The sequence below is a fragment of the Serinicoccus sp. CNJ-927 genome, from assembly GCF_001942435.1.
GTDB lineage: Bacteria > Actinomycetota > Actinomycetes > Actinomycetales > Dermatophilaceae > Ornithinicoccus > Ornithinicoccus marinus.
Genome location: NZ_MKKF01000022.1, coordinates 97,416 through 114,775 on the forward strand (window position 1 = coordinate 97,416; position 17,360 = coordinate 114,775).

Consider the following 17,360-nt stretch of genomic DNA (forward strand, 5'->3'; position numbering starts at 1 on the left):
CGCAGCGGCCCGGCCCGGCCGGTCAGGACCAGTCGAGCTGGTCGCCCAGGAAGTCGGCAAGTGCGGCGTTGTGCGGCGCGTAGTGAGCCCTCAGCTCTTCTGCTACGGCTTCCGGCGGCGCGTCCTTCGTGCGCCAGGTGGCGTTGTACGGCTTGGTCGTGGGCATCTGGTGGTGCGGGACGCCGAGGAAGTTCGATACCGCATCCATCGTGTCCTGCGTGTGCGCATACAGCCGCTCGCTCGGGAGCACCAACAACTGCTCGCGCGGGAAGTGCTCTAGCCAGTTCTTGATCTGAGCGAGGTACTCACCGCGGCGGCGGTAGCCGTACCAGTCCCAGGTGGTGCTGTGATATCCGGGATCGGCGGCCATACGCTCGAGCTCTCCCTCGAGGCGTTGGTCCTCGGCCTCCAGGGCCTCCTCGAAGCTGAGCGGCTCGACCCCGTTCTGGACCCGCTCTTGATAGTGAGACCAGGCGCGCGGCACTGGGTTGCGGACCATGAGGATGGCCTTGGTGGCCGGAGCCAGGGCGGCCACCTTCGCCGCGATCCGGGGATCCCAGATGTAATAGGGCGAGGCCTCGAAGCTGAGCGGGCGGTGGCCGAGGCGGCGCGCCAGAAGTCGACGGTATGTCTCCGTATGGAAATGCGACCGATACCACCGCTGCGACCGACCCGAGTCGGCGAAGTAGAAGTCGGTGCTCTTCCGGCCCCGAGGTTGGGGGTAGAGCGGGAGGACGCCGGGATGCTGGACGAGATAGTTGAACAGCGACGTCGTGCCTCCGCGCTTCGCGCCGACCACGAGGAAGTCGGGCAGCGGGCGGTCGGCCGCCGTCGCGAGGGCACCGAGCCGTGTGCTGGCGTTCGCGACATCGAGGGTCCACCGCGGGACCTTGGACTTGAGCGCGGTCAGTTGGACGGTGTCCACTACGGCTTCCCCTTTCTGCTGCGGATGATGGGGCCCAGCGCGGCCACCTGGAAGAGCGCTGCCAGTCGCCAGGCTGTCAGGGCCAGGCAGAGGCTACCAAGCAGAACACCCACGACCGTCGTGCCGAGCTCGTCACCACCGAGGAGCCGCGCCCCGAGGGCCGGCAGGCCGAAAGACCACAGCGTGAGGGCCAGAACCTTCAGAACGCCGCCTCCCCACGGCTGAACCCCGACGCGGCGGTGGACCTGCCAGGCGGCCAGTCCGGTGTCAAGCCCCATCCCGACTACCCAGGCCGCCGCCGCACCGACGATGCCCCATTCAGGGAGCAAGAGGAGCAGCAGGCCGACGGTCACGAGCACGGCGCAGAACTTGTTCAGGGCAGCCAGCGAGCTGTGGCCGCTCATCAGGAGCACGGACTGAATGTTGCCGGCACTCAGGACCAGCACCATCCCGCCCGCCAGCACACCGAGGGCCAGGCCACCCTCGCGGAACTCGGCACCCAGCAGGCTGATGACTGTGCCCCCGAACAGGGCCAGACCAAGGTAGATCGGCACGCTGACGGCGATGATCCACTTGGTGGTCGTGGTGTAGAGGTGGCGGACCGCGGGCAGCTCGCCCGAGCCGAGGTGGCGGCTGAACATCGGCGCCACGACGATCCGCAGGGAGGTACTCATGATCAGGCCCGCCTGGGTGAATCGCGTGGCGGCGCCATAGATCCCGGCCGCCGCGGGACCGGCCAGCAGTCCGACGAGCAGCACGTCGAGCCAGGTCATGGCCTGCTCCAGGACGGTCGCCACGGCTCTCGGGAGGGCGTAGCCGAAGATCCGCCTGGTCAGCACACGGGTCGGCCTCCACGTCGAGCCCGCAGAGCGTGGTCCGGCGTGACGAACCAGCTGATGTGCCAGGACGAGAAGGACGATCGGGGCGGAGATCGCGAGAGGGAGCACCCACGACGCCGCCACCGCCGCAGAAGCTCCTCCGGCGGCTGTCACGAGGAGGGCGAGGGCGGGCCGAGCGCTGGGGATGCCGATGCTCTGCACGAGGACGAAGGGCCGCACCCCGCCGAGCGCCCGGGTCGCCGCGAGCCCCACCATGGTGACGCCGGCGAAGGGCAGGGCCCAGGCCATCGCCCGCAGCGCCCCGCCCAGGTCCGCCGCATCAAGGAGGAGACTCGTGGCGTACAACATCCCCCAGCCGATGAGACCCAGGACCACCGTCGGCCAGAGGATGCCGACGACAGCGGCGCGCAGGAAGGACGCGTCCTCCGAGCGCAGCCGGGGCAGCAACCAGACGGCGGTCGTGTCCAACCCGAACCGGGCGACGCTCATCGCGATGGTGAAGGCTGCGATCCCCTGAAAGACGATGCCGGCATCGGAGGCGCCCAGGACTCGACCGAGGACCACGACGAGGAGCAGTCCCATGGCGGCACTCGTCAACGAGCCGATCAGGACGAAGGCACCGCCACGCGCGACCGAACCCATGCCCTCGCCGGGCGCGGTCGTGCTGCTCATGTTCGAGCCCTCCAGGACGAATCGGTGGCTGACCACCGGAGACGCGATGCCGGCGCAAGGACGAGCGTAGGCTATGCGCACCTGGTATCGAGGAGGCAACCGTGAATCGTCGCACTGTGGGGGTCCTGGTCGCGGTGCTGGTGCTCGCAGCCGCAGCGCTGCTGTGGCTGCAGTCCATGTCAGCCGAGGACTCTGGCGTCGCAGACAGTCCTGTGACCGCCGGTAACGGACAGACAGCGGACGCAGATGCGGTTCCGACCACCACCGATGCTGCCGCGGCGCCCGACGAGGAAGACGCAGAGACGGAGGGGCCAAGGGTGAACGCGGAAGGCGCCACGCCGATCAAGAATGTGGCTTCTGAGGTCACCCCGCAGCAGGTGGCCGAGGACGCCGACGCGGGCGAGCTCGTGGACCCGGTCGTGCGGGTGCGTAGCGACGCCCTCGTCACCCCCGACTCCGTCGACTGGGATGAAGTGGTCTCTGTCGCCGGCGGCGGCCTGCTGTCCGACATCGAGGCCAGCGTCCTCGAATACACCGAGAACGGCTGGACCCAGGAGGGCACGCCGGAACTGGTCTCTTCTACCGTGCTCGAGCTCGATCAGCAGGCCGACCCTCCGACGGCCCTGGTCGAGGTGTGTCTCGACCACTCCGCGGTCCGTGTCCTTGATGCCAACGGTCAGTCGTTGACCGACGAGAGCGCCGCGCAGCGGGTTCCCAGCGTGCTGTCGCTGGCGTTCCAGGACGACCGCTGGATCGCCGTCGGTCAGGCCTTCACGGATGAGTCGACCTGCTGAGGAGTGTCACCGGCGAGCGGCGAACTCGCGCCACACCGCGCGCGAGTGCTGGTCGTTCAGGCGCCAGTCACCGTCACGGGTCGACTGGAAGTAGGTGACGAACTGCGCGTCGTTGGCGACGGCGTACTCGGCGAGGGAGCGCAGCCAGCGGGCGCGGCCCGGCCCAGAGTCACCGGGGATCAGCCGGCTCCCGGTCTCCGCTATGCCCCACGGGCGGCCGTCTTGCAGTGACGTCTGCACGGCCGGGGCCATGAAGTCCGAGACCGGAGAGTAGTAGTCACGATCCGGATCGGAAGCACCGTTGTACGGGTCCCAGGCCAGCACGTCGATCACGTCGCGGCCGGCGTCGTAGTCTCGGTAGTCGCGACCGGACGCCGGGGTGGCGGTCCACCCGGTGAGAATCAACGTGGCGAACATGTTGGGCTTGCACGCCTCGTCGGCGATGCTCTCGATGCGCCGCCAGGCCTGCTTGTACTGCGACATCGTGAAGCGGCCGTCGCGGATGAGCGGCTCGGGCTCGTGGATGTAGGACCAGTAGATCGTCCGGTCCTCGGGAGCCTGCGCGAACCAGCGGCGGAAGAAGGCGTCATGTCGTCCGGAAAGGACCTCCTGAGGCATGGGTCGGAAGGACATGACCATGGTCCGCCCGTCCAGGACGTCGTTGCGCCGGTGGCTCCACTCGAAGGGCAGGTTCGGGTCGAAGACACGGACGACCGGGATGGTGCCGAAGGCCGAGTCGAGCCGCGCGAGGGAGTCCTCGGCGCTGATCCCGGAGGTGGTCATGGATGCGCCGAAGAGGGTGCTGTCCGGAACCTCGCCGGTGCAGGGCTCGGGAGTGGGCTGCGCCCCGGAGCCGACCCGCTCCATTCTCACGGAGTCGATCACGAGACGCTGGCCGACGGCCAGGTCCCAAGCCACGACGTTGAGGTCCAGGCTGGCGTTGGGGTGCGTGGTGCGGACGGTGAGCTCCACCGTCCGCCAGCTGTCGCCTAGCGTGAAAGACGTCTCGTGCTCGATCGTCCCGCGCGAGGACACCTCTCGGAGACGGAGTGCGCCGTCGGCGCCGGGGGTGCCCCGCAGACGGGCCTGTACCCGGTAGCTGGCCCCTACCGCGCCGGTGTCGGTCACGCTGTTCGTGGTGTCGTTGAGCACAGCATGGGTGGTGCGGGTCGTGGTCAGCACGGCGGCCGGGCTGCCGGAGACCTCCTGCACCCGAAGGACCTCGTCAGAGCCGTTGGTCCGCCAGTGCCGCGTCCCCTGCTCGAAGTCGGGGTTGTCGACGAGCTCGGCGGCACGAGCCGGTGCGGCCGCCACGGTGGTGACGGCGAAGGCCGCCAGCAGGGCCGCGACGAGGCCCAGGATCAGCCAGACACGTGGCTGTCGTACGGGCATGGTGGAATCAGTCATGACGGGGTTACTTCCTCAGGGACAACGGTGAACGGGACAAGGGGTCGGCATCGACCCCTGCTCCGGGGGACGCTAACCCGGGCCGACACCCTGCTGCGACCCAAGTTGCCTCCTGAGGTTCATCTGTTCGAAAGTTTGGGCTAACCGCAAGGGGTTCGTAAGGTTTCTCGACGTCTGGGCCCGGAGAAAGGACCCCTGCCGTGCAGCTCGATGCGTGGATCACGATCGTCGTGATCGTCGGCGTGCTCGCCGCCCTCGTCCGCCAGCGCACCAGCCCCTGGGTGGTCGTGCTCGGCGGCGTCATCGTCCTGCTGACCCTCGGGGTGGTCACTCCGGCGCAGGCATTCTCCGGTTTCTCCAACCCCGCCCCCATCACCGTCGCCGCGCTGTATGTCGTCGCGGCCGGTATCGAGAAGACCGGGGCTCTCGCGCCGGTCATGCAGCGCACGCTGGGGGAGCGGGGGACCTACCGGGTGCCGCTGCTGCGGGTGCTGACGCCGACCATGGGCGCCTCCGCGCTGCTCAACAACACCCCGATCGTCGCCATGCTCATCCCGCAGATCACCGCGTGGTGCGAGCGCCGCGGGCTGTCGGCGAGCAAGTTCCTCATGCCGGTGTCCTTCGCCGCCATCCTCGGCGGGCTGCTCACGGTCATCGGCACCTCGACCAACCTCGTCGTCTCCGGGCAGATGGGCGAACTCGGCCTGGACGAGATCGGCTTCTTCGAGATCGGCAGGCTCGGTCTGCCGATCGCGCTCCTCGGCCTGGTCGCCCTGGTGGCGCTGTCGCCTCCCCTTCTCCCGGCCCGCCGCTCGGCCCGTGAGGAGCTCGAGGAGCAGGGCCGACGCTTCTCCATCGAGATGATCGTCCAGGACGGCGGCCCGGTGGACGGCAAGACGGTCGAGGAGGCCAAGCTGCGCTCGCTGCCGGGGCTCTTCCTCGTCTCGGTCGACCGCGGCGACACGGTCATCGCCCCCGTGCGGCCCGACACCGTGCTGCGGGGCGGCAACCGGCTGCACTTCGTCGGCTCCGTCAGCAAGGTCGTCGACGCCCAGGCCATGCCGGGCCTGCGCTCCGCCGAGCTCGAGCACGTCCTGGACCTGCAGAGCCAGAGCGCGAAGTACTTCGAGGTCGTCGTCGGCTCGCAGTCGCCGCTGGTCGGCCGCACGCTGCGCGAGTCCGGCTTTCGGTCCACCTATCAGGCAGCGGTGGTGGGCATCCACCGCTCGGGCCACCTCGTCGACGGCAAGCTCGGCGCAGAGACGATCCGGCTCGGCGACACCCTCATCGTCGTCTCCGACCCCGACTTCCGCCGTCGCTGGCGCGACCACTCCGACTTCCTGCTCATCGCTGGTCTCGACGGCTCTCCGCCCGCGGCCACCCGGCGCGCGTGGATCCCTGTCACCGTCCTCGTCCTCGTCGTCGGTCTGGCGGCCTTCGACGTCCTGCCGATCCTGCAGGGCTCGCTGCTCGGTGCGGTCGCGCTCGTGCTCTCCGGCATCCTCTCGGCGCAGGAGGCGCGCCGCGCGGTGGACCTCGAGGTCATCCTCGTCATCGCCTCGGCCTTCGGGCTCGCCAGCGCCATGCAGGTCTCGGGCCTGGCCGGCGCGGTCGCCGGCGGGCTGGTCGCCTCGCTCGGCGGCTTCGGCACCGTCGGGGTCCTGCTCGGCCTGGTGCTGGCGACGATCGTGCTCACCGAGCTGGTGACGAACAACGCGGCGGCGCTGCTCATGCTGCCGGTCGCCGTGGCGACCGCCGAGTCGGTGGGCATGGACCCGCGTGGCGCGGCGATCGCCGTCGCCGTGGCCGCATCGGCCTCGTTCCTGTCGCCGATCGGCTACCAGACCAACATGATGGTCTACGGCCCCGGCGGCTACCGGTTCACCGACTACGCCCGGCTCGGCTGGGTGCTCACCGCGCTGGTGGTCGTGGCGACGGTGGTCCTGACCCCGCTGCTGTGGCCGTGACGGCTCAGCCCAGGTCCATCGTCGACAGCGCTGCGAGCAGCGACTCGGCGACCTCGGGCCGGCAGACGACGAGGTCCGGCGACCACGGGTTCTCCTTGTTGTAGACCAGCGGGCTCCCGTCGACCCGGCTCGTGTGCAGCCCGTATGCCTGGGCGACCGCTACCGGCGCCGCCGAGTCCCACTCGTACTGCCCGCCCGCGTGCACGTAGGCGTCCGACGACCCGTCGACGACCGACATCGCCTTGACCCCGGCCGAGCCCATCGGCACGGTCGTCGCGCCCATCGACCGGCCGAGCTCCTCCGCGAAGGCCGGGGGGCGCGAGCGGCTCACGGCCAGCCGCAGCGGCGGCTCGCCCTCCGGTCGCGCCGGGATGCCGTCGCCCTGCTCGTCGGTGCCGTAGGTCACGCCGCGGGCGGGGAGCGCGACTGCACCGGCCACGAGGTCGCCGCCCTGCCACAGCGCCACGTGCACCGCCCAGTCGTCGCGGGGCACCTCGCTGAACTCGCGGGTCCCGTCGAGCGGGTCGATGATCCACACCCGGTCGGCCGACAGCCGCGCGTGGTCGTCGACCGCCTCCTCGCTGAGGACGGCGTCGCCGGGAGCGCGCTCGGCCAGGGCCGCGGCCAGCACCTCCTGGGAGGCGGCGTCCCCGGCGTCCTTGAGCTCGCGGCCCTCTACGCCGGCTGCGTGCAGCTCGGTGCGCACGGCGAGCAGCCGCTCCCCGGCGAGGTCGGCGAGCTCGCGGGCGAGCTGGTGGTCGTCGGTCATGGTGGTTCCCCTCACGGTGTGGTGGTCGGTGGTGTGGCTGGTCAGTCGGTGATGGCGGGCAGCTCGAGCGCAGCCAGGATCTGGTCGACGAGCGGGTCGACGTCCTGCCCGGTCGTGTCGAGGGTCAGGGTGGCGTCGGTGGGCACCTCGTAGGGCGAACTGATGCCGGTGAAGTCGGGGATCTCGCCGGCGCGGGCACGGGCATACAGGCCCTTGCGGTCGCGGCGCTCGCACTCCTCGAGCGGGGTGGCGACGTGGACGAGGACCAGGCGGCCGCCGCGGCCCTCGACCATGGCGCGCACGTCCTGGCGGGTGCGCTCGAAGGGCGCGATCGGGCTGGCGATCGCGGTCCCGCCGTGCCGCGCGATCTCCGCGGCGACCCAGCCGATCCGGCGGATGTTGGTCTCCCGGTCCTCGGGCGAGAAGCTCAGCCCCGCCGACAGGTGGCGGCGCACGACGTCGCCGTCCAGCAGCGAGACCGCGCGCCCCTGGTCCTCGACGAGCCGGTCGCGCAGCGCCCGGGCGAGGGTCGACTTCCCCGAGCCGGAGAGCCCGCTGAGCAGGACCACGACGCCCTGCCCCTGTCCCTGGTATGCCGCGGGCTCGCCCCGCCCGGTCAGGTCGTGGACGGTGCCGTGGTCGCCGGCCAGGGCAGCCCGCAGCTGCTCGACCCGCTGCTGCCGGTCCGGGGCGGCGAGCCCGACCGGGGCGACGCGCAGGGCATACCCCCCGTCGTCGGTCGCGCGACGCACCGCGCGGACCAGGTCGAGGTCGCGCTGGTTGTCGTCGCCGTCGACCGAGGCCAGCACCACGAGCGTCCGGGTGCCGTCCGGGATCTCGGCCAGGGCGGCCGGGTCGTCCACGAGCGCCGCCGGCAGTTCGACCCCGGCATCGTCGAGGTGCCACCGTTCGAACGGGCGGGAGGAGCGGGCCGACAGCCAGGTGAGGGCGCCGTCCTCGGCCACCTCGGCGACCGGAACCCCCTCGGCGTCCACCACTGTCGCCGTCCCCCGAGGCAGGTCCACCGCGTCGGGCGCGAGCAGCCCAAGGCGCACCAGCTCGAGGTCGTCGAGGAGGGGGACGCCGGGAAAGAGAGGGGCCGGAGATGCTGGTTCCACGAACACGCAGTCTGCCATCCGCCACCGGCGTCCCCCCGGGGGTGCGTCAGCCGAAGAGCGCACCCGGCCCCCGCAGCTGGCCCGACCACGCGCTGAGGACGAGGACGGCGGTCAGGGTGAGGGCGCACACCACCACGAGGACCCAGTCGGCTGCGGTCACGACGACCGGGCGCCACGTCGTCCGGGGCTGCCGGCCCAGCCCTCGGGACTCCAGCGCCTGCGCCATCCGCTCGCCCTTGCGGATCGAGACCACGAGGAGCGAGAAGACGGACCGTGCCAGCGGACCCGCGCGTGACATCCTGCCCGGGTGTCCGGGGTCGCCGGCGCGGACGGCGTGCGCCGCCCTGATGAGGGCCCACTCGCGTGGCATGTCCTGCAGCATCCGGTAGCCCGCCAGCACGGCGTAGGTCAGCCGGGCGTCGAGGCGGGCGTTCTGGTGCAGGCTCGTCATGAGGGCCACCCCGTCGGTGGAGAGGAGGAAACCGATCGCGAGCACGCCGATGAGCAGCGTCCGCGCGGCCAGCGCGGCACCGATCTCGACGCCCTCGACGGTCACCCGGACAGGCAGGTCCTCCCACAGCACGGTGCCGGGGCGCGAGAGCGCGTTGACCACGAAGACGCCCAGCCCGAACAGCAGGAAGGGCACGTGCGCGAGGGCCACCGTCCGGGCGGGCGCCCGGGTCGTGATCAGGACCCCGCCGAGCGCCAGCAGGTAGAGCACCGACGGGGTGAGCGGGTCGAGCATGAACATCGCCGCGACCGAGACCGAGACGAGCACGGCGAGCTTCACGGTGGGGTTCCGGCGGGCGAGCGACGATCCGTCGGCCACGGCCGCCGCGGACCAACTCATCGGCACCCACCCGGGCGGTCCGGCGCAGGGGAGGCGACCGCGACGTTGCGGTCCAGGCCGCGCAGGACCGTCCGCAGATCGGCGGGGCGGTGGTGGACCAGCCAGCCGACGAGGGCGGGGAGCCGCACCCGGGCCCGGTCCAGGACGGCCTCGTCCCCGAGTGCCCGGGCGGTTGGGGCGTCGGTGAGCACCCCGCCCTCGCCCAGCACCAGGACGCGCGTGGCGACCGTCGCCACCAGGCGCAGGTCGTGGCTGGCGAGCACGACCGCACCGCCGCCGGCGGCGACGTCGGCCAGGGTAGAGGCCACGGCGATCGCGTCGCGCCGATCCAGGCCCAGCGTGGGCTCGTCCGCCAGCAGGACCCGGCGCTCGTGCGCCAGCATCGCCGCCAGGCTCACCCGCCGCTTCTCCCCACCGGAGAGGCGGAACGGGTTCTGGTCGGCGAGGTGCTCGAGCCGGTGCCGCCGCAGCTGACGGTCGACGACGCCGTCCAGGCCCCCGTCGGTGACGGCTCGTAGACCGTGCGCGACCTCCGCCCGCACGCTGCTCGCCACGAACTGGTGCTCGGGGTTCTGGAACACCAGGCCCGGACGTGGCCCGGCGACCCCGCCCGCGGCGGGCGGCAGCAGACCGGCCAGCGTCAGCAGCAGGGTCGTCTTGCCGACCCCGTTGGCGCCGAGTACGGCGACCACCTCGCCGGGGCGCACCTGCAGGTCGACCCCCGCCAGCACCGGCCTCGCCGCAGGCTCTCGACGTCGCCGAGCAAGAGTCGTGCGCGCCACCGCCAGGCCGGAGGCGCTCAGCAGGACGGCGTCGTCCGTCCGGGCCGCAGGATGGAGGGGGTCCGGCACGGGCGCGGGGCCTGCCTCCTCCGCCCCCTGGTCGGCCAGCCGCTCCAGCAGCGCGACGTTGTCGGCGTGCGCGAGGCCCCCGGCCGCACCCGTGAGCGCACGGAGCTCGGTCTCCAGCGGCAGCCAGCAGCCCATGGCGTGCAACCGTGGGCCGTGCAGCGCGAGCACGTCCTCGGTCGGACCGTCGGCGGCAACCCGCCCGGACTCGTCGAGCACGACCGCCCGCCCCGGCAGCGCGGCGACGCCCCGGTCACCGGCCCACTCGTCGAGGCGGTGCTCGACGAGGACCGTCGCTGCCCCCTGGCGGCCGACGACACGTGACAGTGCGGCGCGCACCGCCCCGACGCCGTCACCGTCCAGCATGGAGGTCGGCTCGTCCAGCAGCAGCACCTGCGGCCGGGTGACCGTCGCGGCCGCCAGAGCGACCCGCTGCGACTCGCCGCCGGAGAGCTGCGACGTCGCGCGGGCACGGAGGTGCGCGACGCCGACCATCTCCAGGGCGGCGTCGATCCGCGCGTCGATCTCTCCCGGTTCGACGGCGTCGTTCTCCATCGGCAGCGCCAGCTCCTGCTCGACGACCGGCAGGCACACGCCGGCGGAGGGGTCCTGCGCGAGCACGCCCAGGTGCCGGGACCGCTCGACCACGGTCGTGTCGCCGGTCGGTGTGCCGGCGACCGTGACCTCACCCTCGACCTGCGCGGGCACGGTATGCGGCACGACGCCCGTGACGGTGTGCAGCACGGTCGACTTCCCCGAGCCGGAAGGCCCCAGGAGCACGACCTGCTCACCCGGGGCCAGCCGCAGCGAGACGTCCCGGAGGACGGGGTCCCGGCGTGCCGCGAAGGTGACGGAGACACCGGCGAGCCGGACCACCGCACCGGCGGGTGATGCTCCCGTCACGACTCCTCACGCGCCTGACCGACGGCGAAGTTGTCGACCACCCCGGTGCGGACCAGGGCGTCCACGAGCACCTTGGCCAGCAGCCCCCCGAGGACGACGCCGGAGACGCACTGCACCATGAGGCGCAGCAGGAAGATGTCCTGCCCGTACCACCCCGAGCGGAAGGCGCTGAAGAAGAAGACCAGCCCGGCTCCCAGCAGGCCCGAGAGCGCGAAGACCGTCCACCCCCAGCGCCGGTACCGGGTGAGCGCGAAGGCGAGCTCGCTGCCCGCGCCCTGGATGGTGGCCGCGAGGACCAGCGTCGGACCCACGGGCGACCCGAGGAAGACCACCTCGATGACCGAGGCGAGGATCTCGGCCAGGACGCCGGCTCCGGGACGGCGGGTGATCGCCAGGGCGATGGGGGCCACGAGGAGCCAGCCGCCGAGCAGCACGTGCTGGGCGAGGTCGCCGGCGGGTCCCATGAGCACGGCGAGCCCGTTCCACGCCTGCACGAGCGCCCAGTAGACGAAGCCGAAGACCACGCCGAGCACCACCATGAGCACCAGGTCCTTCATCGCCCACGTCGTGCGGCGCCCGTCGGTCACCGGTGCGGGAGAGCTCATCGCTCCTCCTGCACCGGGGTGGGGGAGCCGACGGACAGGGTCAGGTGGGTGACGACGTGGGGCACCGTGGCGCCCACCCGCGCCCAGGCGTCGACCGCCGTGGCGACGACCTGGGAGAGGTCACCGGCGAGCCTCGTCGCGTAGTGGCGCGGCGCCACCGCGACCCCGTCGCGCCGGGCGGTCGCGATGGCCTCCTCGATGTGGCTCATGTGGGCGCCCGCACCGCCGTCGCCGTCGAGCAGTGGGTAGAGCGACCACTGGGCCACAGCCGGCAGCTCGCCCGGAACGAGGACCACCGGGGCGGCGCCCGGGAGGCGGGTCGTGGTGAGGTCGCACGACGCCTCGCCGGGGCAGCCGCGCGAGAGGAGCACGTGCGCGACGACGTGCCCGCCGGCGCTGCGGCGTGAGGCCGCCGTGACGAGGGCCGCCAGGTAGGAGGCCAGCCGCTGCTCGCCGGGAGCAACGGTCGCACCGACGTAGGTGCTGACGTCGTCGGTCTCGATGGTGAGGCCCTCTGTCAGTCCCGCGGCGTCGACGTCGTCGAGCGCCCCGAGGATGACCTCGACGAACCGGTCGGTGTGCGGGTGCACGCTGAGCCGCATGCCGACCCCGATCTCGGCGGGGCCGAGCTCTGTCGGTGCCGGCTGCGGGGCATGCCCGGTCTGCGCTGGGGTGGTGCTCATCCTGGTCCTCCTGTGCGAAGGACCCACGGGTCGGTCGAGACGCGCCGTCGACGAACGACGGCGGGTGCCCTGCTCCCTACGCCGGTACGAACCGGATCAGGTGGACGGGTCTGCGGGCCTTCCGCACTCTCAGCGCCGTCTCGGCGCTCCCCGGGGGTCGAGCACGAACCTAGCAGCCCGGGCGGAGGACCGCAGGGGCGACGATGCGGGATATCTCCCCGTCGTCCGATATCGTGCTGGCGCAGCATCCGTAGGGGAAAGGCGCAGGTGTGACAGTCGACGGCAGCTACCGACTCTCCCAGCTCGACGAGCTGGAGGCAGAGTCGATCCATATCTTCCGCGAGGTCGCGGCCGAGTTCGAGAAGCCGGTGCTGATGTTCTCCGGCGGCAAGGACTCGATCGTCATGCTCCGGCTCGCGGAGAAGGCGTTCTACCCCGCCAAGGTGCCCTTCCCGGTGCTCCAGGTCGACACCGGCTACGACTTCCCCGAGGTCCTGGCCACCCGCGACCGCTGGGTCGACCGGCTCGGGGTGCGGCTGCACGTCGCCTCGGTCGAGCAGGCGATCAAGGACGGCATCGTCGTCGACGACGGCAAGACGCCCCGCAACCGGCTGCAGATCGGCACGCTGCTCAACGCCATCGAGGAGGAGGGCTACACCGCCGCCTTCGGTGGCGGCCGCCGTGACGAGGAGAAGGCTCGCGCCAAGGAGCGCGTCTACTCCCACCGTGACGAGTTCGGCCAGTGGGACCCGAAGAACCAGCGACCCGAGCTGTGGAGTCTCTACAACGGGCGGATCCACGAGGGCGAGCACATGCGCGTCTTCCCGCTGTCCAACTGGACCGAGCTGGATGTCTGGGACTACATCCGCCGTGAGGCGATCGACATCCCCTCGATCTACTACGCGCACCAGCGCCGGGTCTTCGAACGGAACGGCATGCTCTTCACCGAGAGCGAGTTCAACCCGCTGCGTGCCGGCGAGACCGTCACCGAGCGCACCGTCCGCTTCCGCACCGTCGGCGACCTGACGCTCACCGGCTGCCTGGAGTCGGACGCCGACGACCTGGACAAGATCATCGAGGAGGTCGCGGCCTCCCGCATCACCGAGCGCGGCGCCACTCGTGGTGACGACAAGTTCTCCGAGGCTGCCATGGAGGATCGCAAGAAGGAGGGCTACTTCTGATGAGCACGGGCACCGAGACCGGGATGGACCTGCTGCGCTTCGCGACCGCAGGCTCGGTGGACGATGGCAAGTCGACGCTCATCGGGCGGCTGCTGCTGGACAGCAAGGCGATCTTCGAGGACCAGCTGGAGTCGGTCGAGAAGACCTCCAAGGACAAGGGCTTCGACTACACCGACCTCGCGCTGCTCACCGACGGGCTGCGCAGCGAGCGGGAGCAGGGCATCACCATCGACGTGGCCTACCGCTACTTCGCGACGCCACGGCGCAAGTTCATCATCGCCGACACCCCGGGCCACGTGCAGTACACCCGCAACATGGTCACCGGTGCCTCGACCGCCGACCTGGGCCTGGTGCTGGTGGACGCCCGGCAGGGCATGACCGAGCAGTCGCGTCGTCACGCGGTCATCCTGTCGATGCTGCGGGTGCCGCACCTGGTGCTCGCGGTCAACAAGATGGACCTCGTTGGCTACTCGGAGGAGCGGTTCCGGGAGATCGAGGCCGAGTTCACGGCCTTCGCGCGCAAGCTTGACGTGCCCGACCTCACGGTCATCCCGATCTCGGCGCTGCAGGGCGACAACGTCGTCTCGCGCAGCGAGAACATGGACTGGTATGAGGGCAGCAGCCTGCTGCACCACCTCGAGCACGTCTACATCGGCTCCGACCGCGAGATGCGTGACGTCCGGTTCCCGGTGCAGTATGTCGTGCGCCCGAAGTCGGACGAGTTCCACGACTACCGCGGGTATGCCGGTCAGGTCGCTGGCGGCGTGATGAAGCCTGGTGACGGGGTCATCGTCCTGCCGAGTGGGATGACGAGCACCATCGAGGCGATCGACGCCTTCGACAAGCAGCTGGACGAGGCATACCCCCCGATGTCGGTGACCGTGCGCCTCGCCGACGACGTCGACGTCAGTCGCGGCGACATGATCGCCCGGGTCAACAACCAGCCCGAGCAGACCCAGGACCTCGACGCGATGATCTGCTGGATGTCGCCGGGCGCGCTCAAGCCGCGGGCCAAGCTGCTCGTCAAGCACACGACGCGCACGGTGAAGGCGCTGGTCAAGGAGATCGACTACCGCCTCGACGTCAACACCCTGCACCGCGACCAGGAGGCCGACGAGATCGGCCTCAACGAGCTCGGCCGCGTCCGCATGCGGGTGCAGCAGCCGCTCATGGTCGACCTCTACGAGCAGAACCGCGTCACCGGCAGCTTCATCCTCATAGACCAAGCCTCCGGCGTCACCGTCGGGGCGGGGATGATCCGCGGCTGATCAGCCTCCCCGGCCCGGGAAACGGCACCGCACTAGACTCGGCGACCACGACGGAGCAGGCGGGGGTCCCCGCGGACCGGCAGGAGCTGCGCAAGACGATCAAGCCGGAGTGGGTGTGGGCGGCACCCATTGAAGATCACGGCGTGGCCCGCGCCAAGGGCCGTGCCCACCAGGCTTGCATCTCTTCTATCACTTGGTCGGTAGTCCGCCAGATGGTGTCCTTGGACACCGAGGCGCCGTACGTCTCTGACAGACAGGTGCGCGGAGATCTCCCCGGTGGCCGGGCCTTCGGCTTACAGCGAGAACACAGAGTTGACCCGCTCGTTGTGGGTGCCTCTTCGTTCTGGGGGAACCTCATTCTTTCCGGTGAAGGTGGACTGACAGGCACCCGTGTCTCGGTCGCGACGACTCCTTCTTGCGCAACCGGGGCGATAACGCCCGGTTCACCGTTTGAGCGATACATCCTCGGACACCCCAAGACCTGGCCGGAGAGCACCTTCACCAGCGCAAACTCGTCCCGGACCCTGATCGACGGCTGTAGTATCAGGGAGGGTGCGCCACACGGCCACTCAGTCAACGGGGAGGTGGAAGTGATTTACGCAGGATCCGGACCCCTGCGATCGGTGGCTAGGTACTGGTACGTCATCCTGGCGCTGGTGGTCGCGGGTGCGATTGGCGCGGGTGTCGCCGGACAGGCACTGCCTGGAAGGACCTACTCTGCCGAGGCCGAGCTGATCGTTCCCATGGGGCAGACCGACGCCGTGCCAGCCGCCTCCAGCAGTACTCTGCCCACTGAGCCGTACGATGCCACGCAGCTGGCTAGCTCGTATGCCATCATCCTCCGCTCTGAAGCTGAGTTGATCGGGGAGTTGGCTGAGGCGACCTCGTTGTCGACCGCGCAGGTAAGGGATGGCCTGACAGCGACCCACCTTCCGTCGACCCGAATTATTCGCGTGAGTTTTGTCGCAGAGGATAGCGACACGGTCGCTCAATTCTTCGAGGCTCTCGACGGACTCCTGGCGGAAAGCCCGAGCCCACATCTTCCGTCGGGGAACCTACAGTTCTTGTCTGAGCCTGGGCAGCCGACAGCGACCACCTCGATGAAGATGCTGGCTCCGTGGGCCGGTGCCGCGGCGGGTTTCATTCTTGGTCTCGCACTTGCGCTGTCCCTCGCCCGTAGCAGGGACACGCGGCCTTGACCCGTCCCGTCGCTTCGGGTTTCCAGGCTGCCGCAGCGTGCGCAACTGTAGGTCTTGGAGTGGGGGCCAGTGCTGTGCTGGCCTGGTACATGCCTGTTCTTGCGGCTGGAGCCGTGCTCTTGACCACCGCGATGTGGCACCGTCCGCCCTTGGCTGGAGCCGTGGTCGTGGCGCTGTGTCCTGTCCTCTCCGGCCTTGGGCGCGGCTTGGTGGCTCCTGGGTTAAAGATCTCGGAGCTGCTCCTGGTCCTCGCGGCGGTGGTGGTCTTCCTCCGCGCCCCGCAAGCGCGACGGCCGCTCAGCTCAGCGGAGCAGTGGCTGCTGGTTTTCGCCGTGGTCAGTGCCGGTCTGGCGGTACTTCACCTGCAGGTCGGACAGGTCGGCCTGGGTTCCACGATCCGGATCGGCCTTCAGCCGGTGATCCTCTACCTGACTTGGTGGACAGCATCGCGCGCTGTCACGTCAGTGGAGGAAATACGTTTCGTGCTGCGGTGGGTGGTGCTGGCCACGGCGGTCATGGCGACCGTAGCGATCCTGCAATATTTCGACATCGCCGGCGTGCGGGAGGGCATCATTGCCGTGGTGGGGCCCAACGTCGCCCCTGAGCCGGGTGTGCACCCGGCGCGGGTCACAGGACTCTTTCCCATTGCCCACAGTATGGGTGGGCAGATGCTCGTCCCCCTCGTGCTAATGGTTGCCCTCCTTCTCCGACGGGACAGATCGGTGCTACCGCTGTTCGTCGTCGGGATGGCACTCGCTACCTGCGTGAGCGCGGTGATGCTCAGCGTGACGGTGACCATCATCTCGTGGGTTTTTTTCGCCATCATCATTGTGGCATTGCGGGTCGGCCGAATAGGTGGTGCTCTGACGTATGTGGGGGCCGCCGTACTAGGCGGGGCACTGCTCTTCCGAGAGGCGTTCGCCACCCGTCTGGCCCAGCAGAGTGTGGAGAACGTGAAGGTGCCAGGGACGTCCGTGCTGCCCGAGACCGTGGCCTACCGCATCTTCATCTGGCAGCGCGACTACATCCCCCTACTCCGGCAGAGCCCGGTCGTCGGCTTCGGGACTGACGCCCCACCGTCGGTCATGTTCACCTCCACCGAGAACCAGTTCGTCACGTACATGCTCAGGGGAGGTTTGTTTCTGACGGTGTTCGCGATCATCTGCTTCGCAACCATCGTCGCGGGCGCTATTTCTACAGCCGAGACCGGGTAGGTACGGCGGCCCTGGTGCAGCACGCCGTCTTTGCTGTTGGACTACTGCTGCCCCTAACTTGCTTGGCCTGGCCTTACCTGACGAACGCGGGGTTCCCGCAGTCGTTCCTGGCCCTTGC

At 70.2% G+C, this 17,360-nt stretch carries 15 protein-coding genes, 1 pseudogene and 1 riboswitch; of the genes and pseudogenes, 6 read left to right on the forward strand and 10 right to left on the reverse strand.

Annotation, left to right across the window (positions count from 1 at the left end):
• Positions 1-22 precede the first annotated feature (22 nt).
• Positions 23-925 carry a sulfotransferase domain-containing protein gene (locus BJF86_RS07950; RefSeq protein WP_083652812.1) on the reverse strand — a complete coding sequence of 301 codons (903 nt, stop codon included), beginning with the start codon at positions 923-925 and terminating at the stop codon, positions 23-25.
• Positions 925-2,436, reverse strand: coding sequence for a polysaccharide biosynthesis C-terminal domain-containing protein (locus BJF86_RS07955; protein ID WP_143553748.1), 1,512 nt, complete (start codon positions 2,434-2,436; stop codon positions 925-927). The genes BJF86_RS07950 and BJF86_RS07955 overlap by 1 nt, the downstream gene beginning before the upstream one ends.
• Positions 2,437-2,537: 101 nt before the next feature.
• Here BJF86_RS07955 and BJF86_RS07960 point away from each other — a divergent pair, with 101 nt between their 5' ends.
• On the forward strand, positions 2,538-3,230 hold the full coding sequence (locus BJF86_RS07960; RefSeq protein ID WP_143553749.1) for a hypothetical protein: 693 nt from the start codon (positions 2,538-2,540) through the stop codon (positions 3,228-3,230).
• 6 nt (positions 3,231-3,236) lie between these two features.
• Here the strand turns inward: BJF86_RS07960 and BJF86_RS07965 are convergent, their stop codons facing one another.
• Positions 3,237-4,637 carry a carbohydrate binding domain-containing protein gene (locus tag BJF86_RS07965; RefSeq protein ID WP_143553750.1) on the reverse strand — a complete coding sequence of 467 codons (1,401 nt, stop codon included), beginning with the start codon at positions 4,635-4,637 and terminating at the stop codon, positions 3,237-3,239.
• 200 nt (positions 4,638-4,837) lie between these two features.
• Between BJF86_RS07965 and BJF86_RS07970 the strand changes: the two genes are divergently transcribed.
• Positions 4,838-6,604, forward strand: a complete 1,767-nt coding sequence (locus tag BJF86_RS07970; RefSeq protein WP_075817973.1) for an SLC13 family permease — start codon at positions 4,838-4,840, stop codon at positions 6,602-6,604.
• A gap of 4 nt (positions 6,605-6,608) precedes the next feature.
• Here the strand turns inward: BJF86_RS07970 and BJF86_RS07975 are convergent, their stop codons facing one another.
• From BJF86_RS07975 to BJF86_RS08000, 6 genes are read right to left on the reverse strand one after another with little or no spacing between them, the layout of a single operon-like run.
• On the reverse strand, positions 6,609-7,373 hold the full coding sequence (locus BJF86_RS07975) for a 3'(2'),5'-bisphosphate nucleotidase CysQ (RefSeq protein ID WP_075817975.1): 765 nt from the start codon (positions 7,371-7,373) through the stop codon (positions 6,609-6,611).
• 41 nt (positions 7,374-7,414) lie between these two features.
• Positions 7,415-8,491, reverse strand: coding sequence for an adenylyl-sulfate kinase (gene cysC / locus BJF86_RS07980; protein ID WP_237768133.1), 1,077 nt, complete (start codon positions 8,489-8,491; stop codon positions 7,415-7,417).
• Between the two features lie 46 nt (positions 8,492-8,537).
• Positions 8,538-9,341 (reverse strand): energy-coupling factor transporter transmembrane component T family protein, encoded by an 804-nt coding sequence (locus tag BJF86_RS07985; protein WP_083652885.1) that lies wholly within the window; start codon positions 9,339-9,341, stop codon positions 8,538-8,540.
• Positions 9,338-11,092 (reverse strand): ABC transporter ATP-binding protein, encoded by a 1,755-nt coding sequence (locus tag BJF86_RS07990; protein ID WP_083652815.1) that lies wholly within the window; start codon positions 11,090-11,092, stop codon positions 9,338-9,340. Before BJF86_RS07990 ends, BJF86_RS07985 begins: the two co-directional genes overlap by 4 nt.
• Positions 11,089-11,697 carry an ECF transporter S component gene (locus BJF86_RS07995; RefSeq protein ID WP_075817983.1) on the reverse strand — a complete coding sequence of 203 codons (609 nt, stop codon included), beginning with the start codon at positions 11,695-11,697 and terminating at the stop codon, positions 11,089-11,091. Before BJF86_RS07995 ends, BJF86_RS07990 begins: the two co-directional genes overlap by 4 nt.
• A complete protein-coding gene (locus BJF86_RS08000) occupies positions 11,694-12,380 on the reverse strand; it encodes a YkoF family thiamine/hydroxymethylpyrimidine-binding protein (RefSeq protein WP_075817985.1) in 687 nt (228 codons plus the stop codon). Before BJF86_RS08000 ends, BJF86_RS07995 begins: the two co-directional genes overlap by 4 nt.
• 54 nt (positions 12,381-12,434) lie before the next feature.
• A riboswitch (TPP riboswitch) is annotated at positions 12,435-12,543 on the reverse strand.
• A gap of 106 nt (positions 12,544-12,649) precedes the next feature.
• Between BJF86_RS08000 and cysD the strand changes: the two genes are divergently transcribed.
• A complete protein-coding gene (cysD, locus tag BJF86_RS08005; RefSeq protein ID WP_075817987.1) occupies positions 12,650-13,561 on the forward strand; it encodes a sulfate adenylyltransferase subunit CysD in 912 nt (303 codons plus the stop codon).
• A gap of 23 nt (positions 13,562-13,584) precedes the next feature.
• Positions 13,585-14,829 (forward strand): sulfate adenylyltransferase subunit 1, encoded by a 1,245-nt coding sequence (locus BJF86_RS08010; RefSeq protein WP_075818302.1) that lies wholly within the window; start codon positions 13,585-13,587, stop codon positions 14,827-14,829.
• A 148-nt stretch (positions 14,830-14,977) separates the two neighbouring features.
• On the opposite strand, the pseudogene BJF86_RS18800 reads toward BJF86_RS08010, so the two are convergent.
• Positions 14,978-15,233 (reverse strand): annotated as a pseudogene (locus BJF86_RS18800) (transposase); the annotation flags it as partial.
• Between the two features lie 252 nt (positions 15,234-15,485).
• On the opposite strand from BJF86_RS18800, the gene BJF86_RS18805 reads away from it, so the two are divergent.
• Both BJF86_RS18805 and BJF86_RS08020 read left to right on the forward strand, forming a co-directional pair.
• Positions 15,486-16,028 (forward strand): hypothetical protein, encoded by a 543-nt coding sequence (locus BJF86_RS18805; protein WP_237768134.1) that lies wholly within the window; start codon positions 15,486-15,488, stop codon positions 16,026-16,028.
• A gap of 113 nt (positions 16,029-16,141) precedes the next feature.
• Complete coding sequence (locus BJF86_RS08020) at positions 16,142-17,242, forward strand: hypothetical protein (protein ID WP_075817990.1); 1,101 nt, start codon at positions 16,142-16,144, stop codon at positions 17,240-17,242.
• The last annotated feature ends 118 nt before the right edge of the window (positions 17,243-17,360 follow it).